General features: G+C 73.1%; 12 protein-coding genes. 4 read left to right on the top strand and 8 right to left on the bottom strand.

From position 1 onward, the window contains the following. Positions 1-8: 8 nt before the first annotated feature. The gene (locus tag Mco01_RS29800; protein WP_204060185.1) at positions 9-2282 is read left to right on the top strand and encodes an LLM class flavin-dependent oxidoreductase; all 2274 of its coding nucleotides are present in this window, start codon (positions 9-11) and stop codon (positions 2280-2282) included. Between the two features lie 50 nt (positions 2283-2332). Here the strand turns inward: Mco01_RS29800 and Mco01_RS29795 are convergent, their stop codons facing one another. Beyond that, the gene (locus Mco01_RS29795) at positions 2333-3100 is read right to left on the bottom strand and encodes an SDR family oxidoreductase (protein WP_204060184.1); all 768 of its coding nucleotides are present in this window, start codon (positions 3098-3100) and stop codon (positions 2333-2335) included. Positions 3101-3173: 73 nt separating this feature from the next. Continuing rightward, the gene (locus tag Mco01_RS29790; protein ID WP_204060183.1) at positions 3174-3728 is read right to left on the bottom strand and encodes a DUF302 domain-containing protein; all 555 of its coding nucleotides are present in this window, start codon (positions 3726-3728) and stop codon (positions 3174-3176) included. Between the two features lie 254 nt (positions 3729-3982). Here Mco01_RS29790 and Mco01_RS29785 point away from each other — a divergent pair, with 254 nt between their 5' ends. Then, on the top strand, positions 3983-4480 hold the full coding sequence (locus Mco01_RS29785) for a winged helix-turn-helix transcriptional regulator (RefSeq protein ID WP_204060182.1): 498 nt from the start codon (positions 3983-3985) through the stop codon (positions 4478-4480). Between the two features lie 32 nt (positions 4481-4512). Here the strand turns inward: Mco01_RS29785 and Mco01_RS29780 are convergent, their stop codons facing one another. Then, positions 4513-5496 (bottom strand): SAM-dependent methyltransferase, encoded by a 984-nt coding sequence (locus Mco01_RS29780; RefSeq protein ID WP_204060181.1) that lies wholly within the window; start codon positions 5494-5496, stop codon positions 4513-4515. A 401-nt stretch (positions 5497-5897) separates the two neighbouring features. Between Mco01_RS29780 and Mco01_RS29775 the strand changes: the two genes are divergently transcribed. Further along, entirely contained in the window at positions 5898-6599 is a 702-nt protein-coding gene (locus tag Mco01_RS29775; protein WP_204060180.1) for a hemerythrin domain-containing protein, read from the top strand. A 94-nt stretch (positions 6600-6693) separates the two neighbouring features. Here the strand turns inward: Mco01_RS29775 and Mco01_RS29770 are convergent, their stop codons facing one another. From Mco01_RS29770 to Mco01_RS29760, 3 genes are read right to left on the bottom strand one after another with little or no spacing between them, the layout of a single operon-like run. Beyond that, the gene (locus tag Mco01_RS29770; RefSeq protein WP_204060225.1) at positions 6694-7971 is read right to left on the bottom strand and encodes an RNA polymerase sigma factor; all 1278 of its coding nucleotides are present in this window, start codon (positions 7969-7971) and stop codon (positions 6694-6696) included. A gap of 33 nt (positions 7972-8004) precedes the next feature. Beyond that, positions 8005-8376 carry a YciI family protein gene (locus Mco01_RS29765; RefSeq protein ID WP_036319340.1) on the bottom strand — a complete coding sequence of 124 codons (372 nt, stop codon included), beginning with the start codon at positions 8374-8376 and terminating at the stop codon, positions 8005-8007. A gap of 34 nt (positions 8377-8410) precedes the next feature. Further along, positions 8411-9100, bottom strand: a complete 690-nt coding sequence (locus Mco01_RS29760) for a DUF998 domain-containing protein (protein WP_204060179.1) — start codon at positions 9098-9100, stop codon at positions 8411-8413. Between the two features lie 583 nt (positions 9101-9683). On the opposite strand from Mco01_RS29760, the gene Mco01_RS29755 reads away from it, so the two are divergent. After that, positions 9684-10316, top strand: coding sequence for a TetR/AcrR family transcriptional regulator C-terminal domain-containing protein (locus Mco01_RS29755; protein WP_204060178.1), 633 nt, complete (start codon positions 9684-9686; stop codon positions 10314-10316). 60 nt (positions 10317-10376) lie between these two features. Here the strand turns inward: Mco01_RS29755 and rox are convergent, their stop codons facing one another. Together rox and Mco01_RS29745 are read right to left on the bottom strand one after the other, a co-directional pair. Continuing rightward, positions 10377-11840, bottom strand: a complete 1464-nt coding sequence (gene rox / locus Mco01_RS29750) for a rifampin monooxygenase (protein WP_204060177.1) — start codon at positions 11838-11840, stop codon at positions 10377-10379. A gap of 226 nt (positions 11841-12066) precedes the next feature. After that, on the bottom strand, positions 12067-16173 hold the full coding sequence (locus Mco01_RS29745; RefSeq protein WP_204060176.1) for a SpoIIE family protein phosphatase: 4107 nt from the start codon (positions 16171-16173) through the stop codon (positions 12067-12069). Between the last annotated feature and the right edge of the window lie 172 nt (positions 16174-16345).

Genomic DNA, 16345 nt, shown 5'->3' with positions numbered 1-16345 from the left:
CAAGGGTCATGGCGGACTACGGACACGAACCGGCCTTCGGCACGTTCATCACCCCGCGCAGCGACCGGCCGGGGGACGTCGTCGCCCTCGCGCGGCTGAGCGAGCGGGCGGGACTCGACCTGGTCACCTTCCAGGACCACCCGTACCAGGCGGCGTTCCTGGACACCTGGACGCTGCTGACCTGGGTGGCCGCGCAGACCGAACGGGTACGGGTGTCGGCCAACGTGATCAACCTGCCGCTGCGGCCGCCGGCGGTGCTCGCGCGGTCCGCGGCGAGCCTCGACCTGCTGTCGGGCGGGCGGTTCGAGCTCGGCCTGGGGGCGGGCGCGTTCTGGGACGCCATCGAGGCGATGGGCGGCCCCCGACGCACTCCGGGTGAGTCGATCGACGCCCTGAGCGAGGCGATCGACGTCATCCGGGCGGTGTGGGACCCCTCCGAGCGCGGCGGGGTGCGCGTCGACGGCGAGCACTACCGGGTCCGGGGCGCCAAGCGCGGTCCCGCGCCGGCGCACGACATCTCCATCTGGCTGGGCGCCCTCAAGCCGCGCATGCTGCGGCTCATCGGCGCCAAGGCGGACGGCTGGCTCCCCAGCCTCCCCTACATGAAGGACGGGGACCTGGAGCGGGGCAACACGATCATCGACGAGGCGGCCGCCGAGGCGGGCCGCGACCCCCGCGAGATCCGCCGCCTGCTCAACGTCGGCGGGACCTTCGCGCCGACCGGCCGGGGATTCCTCCAGGGACCCCCTGAGCAGTGGGTGGACGACCTGCTGCCGCTGGTGCTGGAGCAGGGCGTGAGCACCTTCATCCTGTTCGGCGACGAGCCCCGCGCGATCGAGGTGTGGGGCGGGGAGGTCGCGCCCGCCCTCCGCGAGGCCGTGGCGCGCGAACGCGGAGCCTCCGGCACGGCGGCGGGGGAGGTGGTGCGCCCAAAAGCACGGGCGCTCCGGCGTGACGGCATCGACTACGACGGCCTCCCCGCGGCGCTGCGGGGCAAGGCCGTCGAACCCGGCGACCGGCGCTACGCCTCGGTGCGCTCCACCTACATGCGCTCCGGATCACCCGGGCTGGTGATCCGGCCGGAAAGCGTGGAGGACGTCGTCGCGGCGCTCGGCTTCGCCCGGGCGCAGGACGTCCCGCTCGCCATCCGCAGCGGCGGCCACGGCATCAGCGGCCGCTCCACCAACGACGGCGGCGTCGTCGTGGACCTCGGCCGGCTCAACGGGATCGAGGTCCTCGACCCGGCGACCGGCCGCATCCGGCTCGGCCCCGGCGCCCGCTGGGGTCACGTCGCCGAGGCCCTGCACCCGTACGGGCTGGCGATGAGCTCGGGCGACTTCGGGGACGTCGGCGTGGGCGGCCTGGCCACGGCCGGGGGCATCGGGTTCCTCGCCCGCAGGCACGGCCTGACCATCGACCACGTCGTGGCGGCCGACCTCGTGCTCGCCGACGGCACCGAGGTGCGCGCCGACGCCGAGACGCATCCCGACCTGCTGTGGGCCGTGCGGGGCGCCGGCGGCAACGTCGGCGTCGTCACCGCGATCGAGCTTGAGGCCTACCCGCTGCGCGACGTCGTCTACGCGAGGATGGTCTTCGACGCCGCCGCCACCGCGCCGCTGCTCGAACAGTGGGGCCGCCTCCAGGAGGAGGCGCCGCGCGAGCTGACCGGCTTCCTCTACCTGTCGGCTCAGCGGGGCGCATCGCCGATCGCGCAGCTCGTCAGCGTGTACGCCGGCGACGACACACAGGCGGCCACCGACGTGCTCACCCCTCTGCTGGGACTCGGACCGCTCCTCGACCAGCAGGCCGCGATCGTCCCCTACGCCGCGATCGTCCCGGCGAGCGACACCCCGCACAACGGCGGCGTGGACCGGCCGCTCCTCGGCAGCGGCCTCGCCGGCCACCTCAGCCCCGAGATCGCCCGCCGGATCGAGGCGGGGCTGCGCGACCGGGACATCCACTGGGTGGCGATCCGCTCCGTCGGCGGCGCGGTCAACGACGTCGACCCCCTGGCGACGGCCTACGCCCACCGCCACCAGAACTTCTCGCTCTCGTCGGTCGGGGGACGGCAGGCGGTCTTCCTGCGCCACTGGGACGCGCTGCGCCCCCACCTCGACGGTCTCTACCTCAACTTCGAGACCGACACGCGCCCGGAGCGGCTGCACGACGCCTTCCCTGGCGAGACGCTCATCCGGCTCCGCCGGATCAAGGCGCGCTACGACCCCGGAAACGTCTTCGACCAGAACTTCCCCATCCCCCCGGAGGCGCCCGGCGAAGCGTGAGGGTGGCCCCGACGGCCGGGCGGAAGGCGTGTGCGGTGGGCGCACCACGACTACCACTCGATCTGGGCCGTCAGGAAGGGCTCGTTCTCGGGAGCCTCCTTGCGGGCCCGCAGGACCCGCTCGGCGGGTGCGCCGACCGGCACACGCAGCGGAGGTTCAGGCTGCTCGATCGTGTCAGCTACCGCGGCTGCCACCTCCTCGGGGGTGACGGACTCGCCGCGGAGGACGGCGAGCGCCTCGTACAGCGGGGTGTACGGGTCGTCCGCCTTCAGGAACACCTTGGCACGCTCGGCGCCACCCGAGGAGACCGCGCCGGGCTGCACCACGCTCACCTTGATGCCGAAGTGACGGGTCTCGATGGCGAGCGTCTCCGCGAGCGCCTCCAGCGCCCATTTGCTGGCGCCGTAAGGGCCGATCATCGGCAGCACGAGCCGCCCCTGGATGCTGGAGATGAAGACGAGGCGGCCGGCTCCCCTTTCGCGCATCGCCGGGAGCACGCCTTGCGCCACCCGCAGCGCACCCAGGGCGTTGAGCTGGAAGAGGCGTTCGACCTCCGCAAGCGGGACGCTCTCCAGAGGCGCGCGCACCGTCTCGCCGGCATTGCTGACCACCACGTCGATGTCGCCGGCGTCGCGGATGGCCTCGTCCACGCTTTCCTGGTCGGTGACGTCAAGGCGCAGGCGCCGGTCGACAGGCAGGTCGGCCAGCGTTTCCGGACGGCGCGCGGTGGCGACAACCCGGTGACCCCGGCCTGCCAGCTCGACGGCGACAGCCCGGCCGATGCCCTTTGAGGCGCCGGTGATGAGCACAGCGGACATGACGGATCTCCTCCTCATGAAGTGGTGTTCTCGAACCGGCCCTGCGCTTGGACGCGGGTCGATGGCCGCATCTCTACCTCGTCGCACCACCCGCCGGGACGAGCCGTTCCGGCACAGGTACGCCGAGGTGGTCGAGGAGGGCGGCGACCTTCCGGTCGAGTTCGACGCCGACGGCCGCTATCTCCGGATCGCCGAAGGAGGCGAACTGGGCGCTCGGCTGGTCGAAGGAGAAGCGCGTCACTCCGCGCGCGTCCTCGTAGATCGTGGTGCGCAGCGGAGCGTAGAGCAGGACACCGGGATCGTGATGGAACATCCGCTGAGCGATGGTCTGGTTGCCCATCAGGTACTGCACGCTGCGCCACCGGTCGCCGGAGCCGTGCATGATCGCCGTGTTGTCCAGACTCCAGAAGATCATGAAGCCGTGGGGCGCGTTGTCCGCGACGGTTCGCAGCACGGCGTCCCAGTCGGCACCGGAGAGGCGCAGGCGTTCGAACTCCGCCATGTCGAGCGGCGGCACCGCCCGCTCGTACCTCTCCCGGAAGGCCGCGAACGGCATGCCCGTGTCCACGGTCAGCCGGTGGGCCTCGTGCGCGACGTCATGCACAGGGTGGGCCTGGATGGCCGTCATGGTGATCCCCCCTCACCGGTGCCGGGGCGGCCCGGCAGCCCCCGCAGAAGTCCCTCCAGCTGCGACGTTACGTCTACAACTTGTGAAATGCAAGCCAGGGTGCGCGGCGGCGTTGAAGAGGCGGTCGCCCGGTGAGCGGCGTGAGGCCGCGTGCCAGGTCGAAGCGCCCCGGAGCGGGGGCCGTACCCTCTGCCAGGCCTCCGAGCTAGACTTGCTTCATGCAAGCCAGTGTCGGGGGCGAGAGGAGGCTTGGGATGACCACAACGCCACAGATGCCCGTTCCCTGCCCGATCGGCCGGGCCGTCGGCCTGCTGGGCGAGCGGTGGACGTTGCTCATCCTGCGCAACGCCAACCTGGGCACCACCCGCTTCGACGCCTTCCGCGCCGAGCTCGGCATCGCCGACAACATCCTGTCCAACAGACTCGCCCGGCTGGTCGAGGCCGGACTGCTCACGCGGGTGCCGTACCGCGACGGGGGACGCACCCGGTACGAGTACCGGCTGACGACCGCGGGGGCCGAGGTGCTGCCGGTGCTGCACGCTCTGGCCGTCTGGGGCGAGGAACACACCGAGCCGGCCGAGCCGACCGGCTCGATGCAGGTGATCCACCAAAGGTGCGGCCAGATCACCACCCCCGGCAGGGTGTGTGACGGCTGCGGCGAGCACGTCCCGCGCGAGGAGGAGGCCTGGATCCGCCCCTGGCTCTCTCCCGACCCGATCACCTTGGCCAGCCCGGTCGCCACCGGCACCTGACATCAAACCAAGCGTGAGCGGCGGTGGGGACGTCAGGAGATCGGGCGGCGCGCGGCGACCAGGACGGGCCCTCCGGGGACGGTCGGGAAGCGCCGGACGTCGTCCAGGCCGGCGGCGGTCAGGTCCTCGGCCATGCGGTCCGTGTCACAGGCGTTGCCGCCGTTGCGGACGGCGGTCCAGCGGCCGACCGCCGCGCGCAGGGGGTCGGCGGCGGGCGGGTTGGTGCCCGTCACGATCCACCCGCCGGGCCTCAGCGCACCGGTCAGCCGGGGCAGGGCGGCCTCCAGCGTCTCCTGGGCCAGGAACGGCGCGGGAAGCCACACCAGGTCGTACGCGCCGACCTCGGTCAGCTCGGCGACGTCCTGATGACGCAGGGTGATCCTTTCGGCGACGTCCGGCGCACCGGCCAGCTCCGTGCGGGCGAGGTCCAGGGCGCGCCGGAGGATGTCGACGCCCACGACGGACACCCGGGGCAGCTCCCTGGCCAGGGCGACGGCCAGCGCCGCCACGCCCGTGCCGACGTCCAGGACGCGTCCGTCCGCCGTGTCCAGGCGTTCGGCGAGCCCGGTCAGCCTGGGCACCACCCGGGTGGCCAGGGCGCGTCCGGTCGCGGCCGACGCCCGGCCCTGGTTCAGCAGCACCTCGTCGTCCAGCTCGGCCCAGCCGCCGCCCGCCGGGGCGGACGCCTGCGCCGCGGCGGCGACCGCCTGGCGCAGCGAGCTCAGCCGGGCCTCGACGGCGCTCCGCCCGGCCGGCCCGTCGGCGGGGACGAGTGAGGGATGCGGGACCGGCGTCGCGCCGTCCCAGGACAGCAGCCCGGCGGCCTCCAGCACGGCGGTGCGCCGGGGCGACGCCGCGAGGACCTCGGTGAGCGGCGCCGACAGGGCGTCCCGCATCGTGCCGAGCGCGGCGGCCAGGGCCCACGCCGAGGCCTCCAGCGCGGCCATCGGGTCCGGGCCGAGAGGATGCGGCGTCTCGCGGTGCACGACGCCGGGCGGAGACTGCGGTTCGGACATGTGGAGAACACCTTTCCCGTGCGCGGTGCCGTAGAGAGCGGCTCACGACCGGCTCGACGAGGAGACGACGGCCTTCCGTTTCTCCGGCCGAAGTATCGCCGTAAACCGTTCGAAACGTGACATCAACAATCGGTCGATACGGTCCCACCGAGCTCGCCCCTCGCACCCCCGGGGGCATGCGTGACGAGGCGCTTCACGATCTTAGATTATGTCAAGAATCTATCCTGTGATAGGAAAGGGACTCCACGCCTCCGGGGGCAAAGGACAGGGGAGACCACGGAGGCGTGACCGCCCCCAGGCGGTCGGAGAGCACTGCCTTCGTTCGCATCGCGCTCGCATGCCTGTCCGCGCCGGGCCCGCTGTGGCCGAGCCGAGCCGATCGACCAGCTATTGGAGAAAGAATGTCCAGCACCCCCGTGCGGTTGGCCGACAGCCGTGACATGTACGTGGCCCATCGGGTCTTCCGGCGCGAGTTCGCGGCCGCGCCTGACCTGGTGCGCCGTGTGGAACCGGGGGACGTCTCCCGCGCCCGGCTGATCGCCGACCATGTCGCGAAGCTGACCCACGAGCTGGACCGGCATCACCAGGGTGAGGATCGGCTGGTGTGGCCCAAGCTGCTGGAACGGGCGCCGACGGAGATCCTGCCGATCGTGGAGACCATGGAGCGTCAGCACAAGGTGCTGCACGACGCGTTGGTGCAGGTGGACACCGCACTCGACCGGTGGCGGCCCCGGGCCGACGCGGGCGACCGCGACGCGCTCGCCGCCGCGCTCGACGCCATGCTTCCGCCGCTGGGCGAGCACCTGGACACCGAGGAGCGGCACGTCCTGCCGCTGATCGACACGTACATCACAGAGGCCGAGTGGGCACAGGTGGCTGAGGAAGCCGTCAAGGATCAGCCGAAGAAGGCACTGCTGGTGAACCTAGGGATGGCCCTCTACGACGCCGACCCCGCCCACCTGGAGGTCGTCAAGGGCGCCATGCCGCCGCCGGTGTGGTTCGTCGTCACCCGGCTCGGTCCCCGCGCGTACGCCAGGTACGCCCGGCGGATCCACGGCACCCCCACGCCCGCCAGGTTCGACGAAGATCGCAGCCGCCGGTAGCTCGGCGGTATCGCGGCGACGGGCCCCTACCCGCCGCTCCCGCCGGCCGTGCCCACCGGCGGGCGCGACCCCCTGTTCAGGCCGTCCGGCCTGGTCAGCAGGCGGCGGCGCGGGCCAGGAAGACGGCCCGCTCCCGTTCGTTGCGGGTCAGGGCCGCGGCCCTTTCGAACTCCCGCCTCGCCTCCTCCGTACGGCCCAGCCTGGCCAGCAGGTCCCCCCGTACGGCGGGCAGCTGGGGGTAGGACGCGAGCGCCCGCTCGCCGGCCAGGGCGTCGGCGATGCGCAGGCCCTCGGCGGGACCGGCGGCCATGCCCACGGCGACCGCGCGGTTGAGCTCGACCACGGGGGAGGGCGAGACGTGCGCGAGGACCCGGTAGAGCGCGGCGATCCGCTCCCAGTCGGTGTCCTCGGCCCGCGCGGCGCGGGCGTGACAGGCGGCGATGGCGGCCTGCAGCGTGTAGGGGCCGCCGCCCAGCGCCTCGGCCCGGGCGAGCGCGGCCAGGCCGTGACGGACGAGGAGCCGGTCCCACCGGCGGCGGTCCTGGTCGAGCAGCAGGATCGGCTCGCCGGACGGGCCGATGCGCGCCGGGATCCGGGACGCCTGGATCTCCATGAGGGCCACCAGGCCGTGCGCCTCCGGCTCGTCGGGGACGAGCCCGGCGAGGACGCGGCCGAGGCGCATCGCCTCCTCGCAGAGCGACGGCCGCACCCAGTCGTCCCCGGCGGTCGCCGAGTAGCCCTCGTTGAACACCAGGTAGACGACCTCCAGGACCGAGGCCAGCCGGGCGGCCAGCTCTTCCGGGGCGGGCAGCTCGAACCGGACCCGCTTGGCCGCGAGCGTCCGCTTGGCCCGGACGACGCGCTGGCCGACCGTCGGCTCGGGAACCAGGAAGGCCCGGGCGATCTCCTCGGTCGTCAGGCCGCACAGGAGGCGGAGCGTGAGCGCCACCCGGGCCTCGGTCGACAGGACGGGATGGCAGGCGGTGAAGACGAGGCGCAGCATGTCGTCGCCGATGTGGTCGTCGAGGGCGTCGTCCAGGTCGGGCTCGGCCTCCTGGCGGGCCCGCAGATCGCGGCCCAGCTCCCCGAGCTTGTCCTCGTACCGCGTCCGGCGGCGCAGCAGGTCCACGGCCCGGTGCTTGGCGGTGGCCATCAGCCAGGCCCCCGGGTTGCCGGGCACGCCCTCACGGGGCCACCGCTCCAGCGCGATCAGCAGGGCGTCCTGCGCGATCTCCTCGGCGACGCCGACGTCCCGGACGAGCCGGGCGATCCCGGCGACCAGCCGGGCCGACTCCATCCGCCAGACCGTCTCCACCGCGTGCCGGGCGGCGTCGTGGTCGTGCTCGTACGGAGGGGGATCGGCGGCCGTCATGGCCACCGATCCAACCATCCGCGGCTCGCGCGCTCAGGCAGGGGGGCCGAAGTCCTCCGGCCCGAACACCTTCAAGATGCGGGCGTCGCCCTCCCAGCCGGCCCACAGGTCACGGTGCAGCCGCACGAAGCGGGAGGTCCACTCCACGACCTCCTCCTTCGACCTGACCTCGTAGAGGGCGTAGCTGATCATCTCCTTCGCCTCGGCGAACGGGCCGTCCGTGACGCTGAGGCTCCCGCCGGCCAGCCGGACGCGGGACCCCGCGGCGCTGGGGGCGAGGCCGGCGGTGTCGAGCAGCACGCCCGCGCCGACGGCCTCCTCGCCGAGCTTGGCGATGGCCTCCATCAGGTCGGGCGGCGGCGGGGTGTCCGGCTGGGCGGCCTCGAGCAGGACCAGGTAGCGCATGGTCGATCTCCTTCGATCGGTGAGTTCAGGCGGTTCAGGCGCCGGCGCGACGATAGAGGTGGACGGCGAGGGCGGCGACCCAGGCCCAGGCGAGCACGACCGCCGCGGTGAAGGACAGGACGGTCGCCGGGGAACCGGCCCCCGAGGCGATGCCGGCGAACGCCGCGAGGACGGCCACGCCCGTCACCCGGGAGAACGCCGCCCAGCCCCGGCGCCCTTCCCGGGAGAACCGGGCGGCGATCACCAGGCAGGCCGCCACCAGGCAGGCGAAGCCCACCCCGCCCGAGGCCAGGTGCAGCAGCCCGTGCCAGCTGACCTGTCCGGGGCCCTCCGGGGTGCCGGCGGGGAAGCCCATCGCGGGATCCGCCCGGAACGCCCCCGCGGCCAGCAGGCTCGCCCCGTACGCCCCGGCGAGCCGGGGCGCCCAGACGGCGCCGCGGCCCGGGCGCAGCGCCCGCCGCAGCCCGGCGGCGAACGCGATCGTCATGAGCCCGGTGAGCACGAAGGTCGCGACGTGGATCCATCCCAGGTCGCCGTTGCTCAGCAGGCTCCAGGAGTGCCGGGACGGGTCGAAGCCGTCGCGGGTCAGCGCCTCCGTCAGCGACACGACGACGTAGAACGGCCCCGCGAGCACGCCGTACCCGAGGAGGCTCCTGGTGGTGGCGGTCGCCGGGTCGCACACGGGGGCGTCCGTCGCCGTCGCGAGGTGGGTCTGCTGGGTCATCGCCCGTTCTCCTTCCGAGTCCGGGGACCGGCTCCGGGCCGGCCCTCCACTACGGCCTCGAACGGGAGGACCCGGCTTCGACATCGGCGCCGATTTTTCTCCGGAATTTTTTCAGATGGGGACGGCGACGGAACGCCGGCGGGTCATGGAAGCACGACGAGCCGCCTGCCTTTGAGGTCGGTACGCCGCCAGGCCGTAGGGCAGGCGGATGCCGCCGACCTCGTGCAGGACCGCTGCCTTCATCCCAGCTCTTGACCGAACAAGCGGGCGATCCGGGTCTGCCACGCCGCCAGGACGCGAGGCGCACGGGCCGGAGAGTGGTTGAACCCATGGTGCTGCGAACGGTGGTGCGATCGGTGGTGCGTGAGCGAGTGCCCCCGTCCATGGCCGTGGCGGGCCTCGCCCTGGTGGCCGGCCGGCCGCTCGGTGTGCGCGGGAATCGCGGGAACGCGATGGGTCGCCCGGTGCAGCAGGTCGCGGAGCGAGTGCCGGTGTCTCATCGGTGCCTCCTCAGGCGCATGAGTCTCTATCAATGATAGAGAACTCTATCATTGATAGAGTCCGGGAGGGAGGTGCCGGAAGATTGGCTCTGGACAAGCAGCGGATCGTCACCGAGGCCGTCGCGCTACTGGACGCCGAGGGTCTCGACGGCGTGACCACGCGCAAACTGGCCGCCCGGCTCGGCGTGCAGTCGCCCACCCTTTACTGGCACATCCCCAACAAGGCGGCGCTGGTCACCGCGATCGCCGAGGCGATTCTTGAGCAGCAGTTTTCCGAGCCGGCGCCGCCCGCGCCGGAGGAGTGCTGGCAGGACTGGCTGATCGGCCTGGCCGAGCGGCTGCGGCGCGCGTTGCTGGCCCACCCGGACGGAGCCCGGATCATCGCGGCCTCCCAGCTGTCCCTCAAGATGGCCGCCATCTCCGAACTGGCGATGAGCACACTGGTCGGGCGGGGCATTCCCTTGCGGCAGGCTCGCCTGATCGTGTTGACGGTGTTGCGCTTCACCGTCGGCTACGTCCTGGAGGAACAGGCCGGCCGCCCCGACGCCGACGCCCTGGACGGCTTCGACATGGCCGCGTACGCCGCGGCGTACCCCACCTTGATAGCCGGTGTGGCCGAGTACTTCCAGCCTGGCCGCACCGTGGACGATCTGTTCCGCGACTGTCTGGAACAGATCGTCCACGGTCCTGCGGCGCAGTCCGGCCCCACGTCCTGACCGGTCAGCCGCTCCGCAGGCGAGTGAGCCCTCGGGCGCGGCGTGGCCCTGGCGGCGACATCAGTCGGCGGGCCTGCCGAACCAGCGGGAGAGGTGGTCGTCCAGGTCCTGCTGATCGTCGCCGATCCAGGCGACGTGGCCGTCGGGGCGCAGCAGGACGCACGGAACATCCAGTGCCGCAGTGGGATCCGCGAGGTGGTCGACCCGGTCCGACCAGCCGCCGGCGGTCAGGCGTTCGGTGCGGTCCAGCAGCAGGCCGCGGCCGCGATGCAGCAGACCGTAGAGGCGGCCCTGTTTCACGTCGATGTCGCGCAGGCGGCGGCCGAGCAGGTCGGGACCCTCGCCGAAGTCGTACCGGATGCCGATCGCGGTGATCTTCTCGATCAGGTGGCGGTTCACCTCGTCGAAGTCCATCAGTTCGGTGAGCAGCCTGCGCACGGCCTGCGGGCCCGGCTCGACGGACAGCAGTTCCATCTGGGCGCGGGTGTTGTCCAGCACGTCCTCGGCGACCGGACGACGTTCGGCCTGGTAGGTGTCCAGCAGTGTCTCCGGCGCCCAGCCGCGGATCTGCGCGGCCAGTTTCCAGCCGAGATTGAACGCGTCCTGAACGCCCAGATTGAGGCCCTGCCCGCCGATGGGGGGATGGATGTGCGCCGCGTCGCCGGCCAGGAGCACCCTCCCGACGCGATAACGTTCGGCCAGCCGGGTGGCATCCCCGAACCGGGACAGCCAGCGCGGGGAGTGCACGCCGAAATCGGTTCCGGCGATGGTGCGCAACTGGCGCTTGAAATCGTCGAGGGTGGGCGGTACCGCGCGGTCGCCGACTTCTGCGGCGGGGACCACGACGCTGTAGACCCCTTCGCCGAAGGGCCTGAGCCAGAACCGCTTGTGGGTCACGCTGATCTCGGCCACCTTGGCGGCGATCTCCTCCTGCGGTACACCCACGTTCATCTCGCCCATGAGCGTGTCGGTCCGTGAGGGCTCGCCGGGGAAGCCGACGCCGAGCAGTTTGCGCACCGTGCTGCGGGCGCCGTCACAGCCGACGAGGTAACGCGAACGCAGCCGTTCCCCGTCGGCCAGTTCGACGGTCACGCCCTCGTCGTCCTGCTCGAAACCGGTGACCGCGGAGCCGCGCCGGACCTGCGCGCCCAGGTCGATCGCGTGTTCTTCGAGCAGGCGGACGATGACCGGCTGCGGGATGCCCAGCAGATAGGCGTGCGCGGAATCCAGGCCCTCGGGCGCGGGTTTGGCGATGGCGGCGAAGAAGCCGCCGGCCGGACGCCGTCGTCCGTGTTCGAGGATGCGCTCCAGCAGTCCGCGCATCGCCATCAGCTCGAGACTGCGAATGTGCAGACCGACTATGCGGACGAAGGAGACGGGCTCGGTCTCCTTCTCCAGAACGAGTACCCGCACATCGTGCAGCCGCAGTTCGGCGGCCAGCATCGCACCGGCCGGCCCGCACCCGGTGATGATCACGTCGAACGTGAGGGGCGGGTGATCGGCGGTGTACCGCGGAGAGTCCATAGGTGGTGCCTTTCGGGAGTGCCTTGGTGGAGAGGCGCTCCCGGCGACACCTACGTCAATCGCCCGACCGTGGCGCGAAGGGGGAGCACCCACATCGATACAGCGTTCATGGGTCTCACCTCCTTGGGCGGTGTCACGGTCGACTGCAAGGTACAAGCCCGGGTGTCATCCCGTCCAATCCATTTCCAGCCACGTGATCACGGCTCCGATACCTCGCGAGGCCTGCTCACCGGTGGATTTCCGTCCGCATGGTGATGGTGGTCCCCGCGTCGCCTGTTTCGACGGAGACGTGGGCCATGAGCGCCCGCATGAGGGCCAGGCCCCGCCCGCGGTAGTCGTCCCCGCGCGGCCGCGGCGTCCGCCACCGGCCGGTGTCGGCGACGGCCAGGTGGATCTCGTCCGCGGTGGCGAAGGCGACCAGCCGCACCCGCTGCCCCGGCGTGTCCCGGTGGCCGTGCTCGATCGCGTTCGCGCACGCCTCCCCGGCGGCGACCAGGATGTCCCCGAGCAGCCGGGGGGTGATGCCGAGCTGGTCGAGCCAGCGGCGCAGCGCGGTGCGCACGGGCGCGAGCTGCGCGGAGTCGGCGGGGAACGTCACCTCCAGCGGGCGGGGGTGGCGGTACAGCAGCAGCGCGACGTCGTCGTCGTACCCCTCGGGCGGCTCCAGGCCCTTCATGATCCGGTTGGCCAGGGACTCCAGGGAGTCGTTCAGTCCCTGGCGGGCCGCGTCGGCCGCCTGGCCGATCCCGGCGTCGATGGGCCGGCGGCGCCGTTCCACCAGGCCGTCGGTGTACAGCAGCAGTGTGCCGGTGGCCGGCAGCAGGCAGGTGGCCTCGGGCCGGTCCTCCTCCCGGCGGACGGCGAGCGGCATCGACCGGGCCCGGTCGAGCAGCTGCGTCGACCCGTCCGGACGGGTCAGGATGCCCGGCGGATGGCCGGCGCTGCTGTAGGTGAGCCGGCCGGTCTCCGGGTCGAGGATCCCGCAGAAGACCGTGGCGCACAGGGCTCCCGGGATCATGCGGGCGAACCGGTCGAGCGTCATGAGCGCCTGCGCGGGGCCCGACGACAGCAGTAGCGCGCGGCAGGCGCTGCGCAGCTGCCCCATCACCGTGGCCGCCTGAAGCCCGCGGCCGACGCAGTCGCCCACGACGATGCCGATCCGGCCGTCGGGCAGCTCCACGGTGTCGTACCAGTCGCCGCCGACCTCCAGCGGTCGCGCGGCCGGCTCGTAGCGGACGGCGAAGCCGGGCGGCAGCTCCGCGGGCCCGAGGATCGCGCGCTGCAGCGCCAGCGCCGTCTCCCGCTGCTGCTCGAAGGTGTGGATGCGGTGCAGCGCCTGGCCGAGGTGCCCGGCGAGCACGGCGAGCAGCGTGTGGTCCTCCGCGACGAGCGGGCGCGCCCGGGCGGGCTCGATCCACAGCACGAGCGGGCCGGCCGGGTGGTCGAGGGCGATGCCGGGCCCGGCGGGGTCGCCGGTGACGACGGGCTGCAACGCGGTGCCGCCGCGCAGGCGCTCCATGGCGGTCATCAGCGCGGGGTCCGGCTCGGCCCGGACCCCTTCCGCGGCCGCGGAGGTCACCAGCGGCTCCCGGGCGCCGTCCCACATCGCGGCGAGCACGCGGCGGGCCTGCCAGATCTCCCGCAGCTCGTCGACCGCGGCCCGCAGGGCCTCCGGCAGGCTGTCGGCCCGGGACAGGCGCACCCCCAGGGCGGCGAGGGCGGCCTCCCGCTGCGCCGTGAACCGCTCGGCCGTCACGTCGCGCAGCGTGCCGACGATCACGCGTCGCCCGCTGCCGGGGTCCTCCACCTGGTTGAAGGTGGCGGCCACCCAGATCCGGCGTCCGTCCCGGTGCCGGACGGGAGTCATGATGCTGCCCCGCGGACGGCCCACCAGCAGCCCGTACGCCTCGCCCACCTGGCGGTGGCCCTCGGGGTCGTCGGTCTCCGAGGGCCACCAGGGGTAGGGCGGGGCGTAGGGAAGGCCCTCCGGGCCGTACCCCAGGATGTCGGCGAAGGCCGCGTTGGTCTCCAGGACCGTTCCCGCCGCGTCGCAGACGAAGAACGCCTCCTGCATCGCGTCGATCAGGGCCGCGCGCCAGCCCGCCTGGTGGCTGCGCAGGCGGGCCAGCTCGATGTTGGCCCGGACCCGGGCCAGCAGGTCGGCCGCCGAGAACGGCTTGACCAGGTAGTCGTCGGCTCCCGCCTCCAGTCCCTCGATCGAGGCCTCCTGACCGGCGCGGGCCGACAGCAGCAGCACGGGGATGCCCGCGGTGCGCGGGTCGCCCCGCAGCGCGGCGACGAGCTGGAGGCCGTCCAGCCGGGGCATCATCACGTCGGTGACCACCAGGTCCGGCGGGGCGGCGCGGACGGCCTCCAGCGCGGCCTCGCCGTCGGTCACGGTGTCGACGTCGTAGCGCGGCTGGAGCAGGCGCCGCAGGTACTCCCGCATGTCCGCGTTGTCGTCGGCGACCAGCACCCGCGCCCGGCGCCCGCCGTCGAACGGCGCGGAGACCTCGCCGATCTGATCCTCCTGGTCGCCGGGGGTGCCCGGCAGCCAGCCCAGCGCCTCCTGGACGAACGGGGTCGCGGTCGCCGACACGGCCGCGCCCCCGCCGGCCGCCGGGGCCGTGCTCCCGGCCGGCAGGTGACCGTGCCCGTACGGCACCCGCAGGGTGAAGACGGTCCCCCTGCCCTCGGCGCTGTCGGCCGTGATCGTGCCGCCGTGCAGCGCCAACAGCTCCCGCACCAGGGCCAGGCCGATGCCGCTGCCCTCGTTGGACCGCGATCGCGCGTTCTCGATGCGGTGGAACCGCTCGAACAGCCGGGGCATCTCCCTGCCCGGCACCCCGATGCCGGTGTCGGAGACCCGCACCACCGCCTCGCCGTCGCCGGGCCGCACCTCGACGCGGATCGCGCCCTCGAAGGTGAACTTCAGCGCGTTGCTCAGCAGGTTGAGGACGACCTTCTCCCACATGCCGGGGTCGACGTACACCGGCTCCGGCAGCGGCGGGCAGTCGACCTCGAAGGTGAGCCCGGCCTTCTCGACGGCGGCGCGGAACACGCCGGCCAGCTCGGCCGTGAACGCGGACAGGTCGACGGGCTCGAATCCGGCCTGCATCCGGCCCGCCTCGATGCGGGAGAAGTCCAGCAGGGTGTTGACCAGCTTGCCCAGCCGCAGCCCGTTGCGGTGGATGACGTCGAGCTCCTCGCGGGCCCGTCCCCCGCCGGCGGGGAGCTGAGCCCGCAGCTCCTCCAGGGGTCCCATGATCAGCGTCAGCGGCGTGCGGAACTCGTGGCTGATGTTGGAGAAGAACGCCGTCTTGGCCCGGTCGAGCTCGGCCAGCTCCTCCGCCCGCCGCTGCTGGGCGCGGTAGGCCACCGCCCCGTTGACGAGGGCCGCGGTCTGCCGGGCCACCAGGTCGAGGAACGTCCGGTACGCCTCGTCGAGCGCCCGCCCCGCGCTGGCGGCCAGCACGATCACGCCGGCCGGCGCGGATCCGGTCTCGCCCGGCAGCGGCAGCACCACCGCCTGCGTGGGCGGCGTCTGCCAGCCGCCCGACGGCAGCTCGCCGAACCGCTCCATCACGTCGTCGACGGCGACGGGCCGGCCCGTGGCCAGCGCCTCCTCCAGCGGCCAGCCGTCCAGGGCCCCGGCGCCGCGCGGGCTGGTGGCGGCCAGGTCGAGGCCCGCGCCGTCGGGCCGGCGCAGGTAGACGGCCGCGTACGGCACGTCGCGCGCGGCGCGCTCCAGCGCCCCCGCGACCAGATGGCAGGCCTCCTCGACGCTCCGCCCGATGCCGGCCTGCGCGCCCAGGTCCTGCAGGGCCGCGAGCCGCCGCCCCGCGATGACCCGTTCGGTGGTGTCGCTGACGGCCGTGAAGACCCCGCGTACGGTGCCGTCGTCGTCGTGGAGGGGGCTGTAGGAGTAGGTCCAGTACGTCTCCTCCCAGTAGCCGTGCCGGTTCATCGGCAGGAGGAGGTCCTCCGACCAGGTGGCCTCGCCCGAGGCCGTCACCGACTCCAGCATGGGCCCGATGATGTGCCAGATCTCCGTCCACACGTGCTCGCCCGGCTTGGCGAGGGCCGGGTGCTTGGTGCCGAGCAGGGGCAGGTACGCGTCGTTGTAGAGGAACCGCAGGTCGGGACCCCACCACACGATCATGGGGAAGCGGGACGTGAGGCAGATCCGGGCGGCTGTGCGCAGGCTCGCGGGCCACTGCGCGGGATCGCCCATAGGGGTGTCCTCCCAGGCGAACTCCCGCATGCGCCGGGCCATCTCGCTGGCACCGGGGAAGATCAGGTCCCGTGGCCCGCTCCGCCCGGCATCGCTCATCCGCTCGTCCTCCCTGGTCCGGACGTCCCCGACCCGGGCGGATCACGGACGCCGCCGCGGCCCGGCCCTCCGCCCGGGGACCGCCGGGGCTGCGGCGTTTCGTAGGATAAGGCCGCGCGACCCCTGTCAGGGCGGTCGCCGTTCCGTCCGTCCAGATGGGGAGTCACCGACG

It is taken from the genome of Microbispora corallina (assembly GCF_016863035.1).
In the GTDB taxonomy this organism is placed as follows: Bacteria; Actinomycetota; Actinomycetes; order Streptosporangiales; family Streptosporangiaceae; genus Microbispora; species Microbispora corallina.
This window is presented reverse-complemented; position numbering and strand designations above follow the sequence as displayed.

What these genes read in the sequence shown, in the direction of transcription:
- rox (WP_204060177.1), bottom strand. Translation starts at nt 11,840, where the DNA reads ATGGACTCTCCGCGGTACACCGCCGATCACCCGCCCCTCACGTTCGAC.
- Mco01_RS29785 (WP_204060182.1), top strand. Translation starts at nt 3,983, where the DNA reads ATGACCACAACGCCACAGATGCCCGTTCCCTGCCCGATCGGCCGGGCC.
- Mco01_RS29775 (WP_204060180.1), top strand. Translation starts at nt 5,898, where the DNA reads ATGTCCAGCACCCCCGTGCGGTTGGCCGACAGCCGTGACATGTACGTG.
- Mco01_RS29800 (WP_204060185.1), top strand. Translation starts at nt 9, where the DNA reads ATGGCGGACTACGGACACGAACCGGCCTTCGGCACGTTCATCACCCCG.
- Mco01_RS29790 (WP_204060183.1), bottom strand. Translation starts at nt 3,728, where the DNA reads ATGACGGCCATCCAGGCCCACCCTGTGCATGACGTCGCGCACGAGGCC.
- Mco01_RS29760 (WP_204060179.1), bottom strand. Translation starts at nt 9,100, where the DNA reads ATGACCCAGCAGACCCACCTCGCGACGGCGACGGACGCCCCCGTGTGC.
- Mco01_RS29795 (WP_204060184.1), bottom strand. Translation starts at nt 3,100, where the DNA reads ATGTCCGCTGTGCTCATCACCGGCGCCTCAAAGGGCATCGGCCGGGCT.
- Mco01_RS29780 (WP_204060181.1), bottom strand. Translation starts at nt 5,496, where the DNA reads ATGTCCGAACCGCAGTCTCCGCCCGGCGTCGTGCACCGCGAGACGCCG.
- Mco01_RS29765 (WP_036319340.1), bottom strand. Translation starts at nt 8,376, where the DNA reads ATGCGCTACCTGGTCCTGCTCGAGGCCGCCCAGCCGGACACCCCGCCG.
- Mco01_RS29770 (WP_204060225.1), bottom strand. Translation starts at nt 7,971, where the DNA reads ATGACGGCCGCCGATCCCCCTCCGTACGAGCACGACCACGACGCCGCC.
- Mco01_RS29745 (WP_204060176.1), bottom strand. Translation starts at nt 16,173, where the DNA reads ATGAGCGATGCCGGGCGGAGCGGGCCACGGGACCTGATCTTCCCCGGT.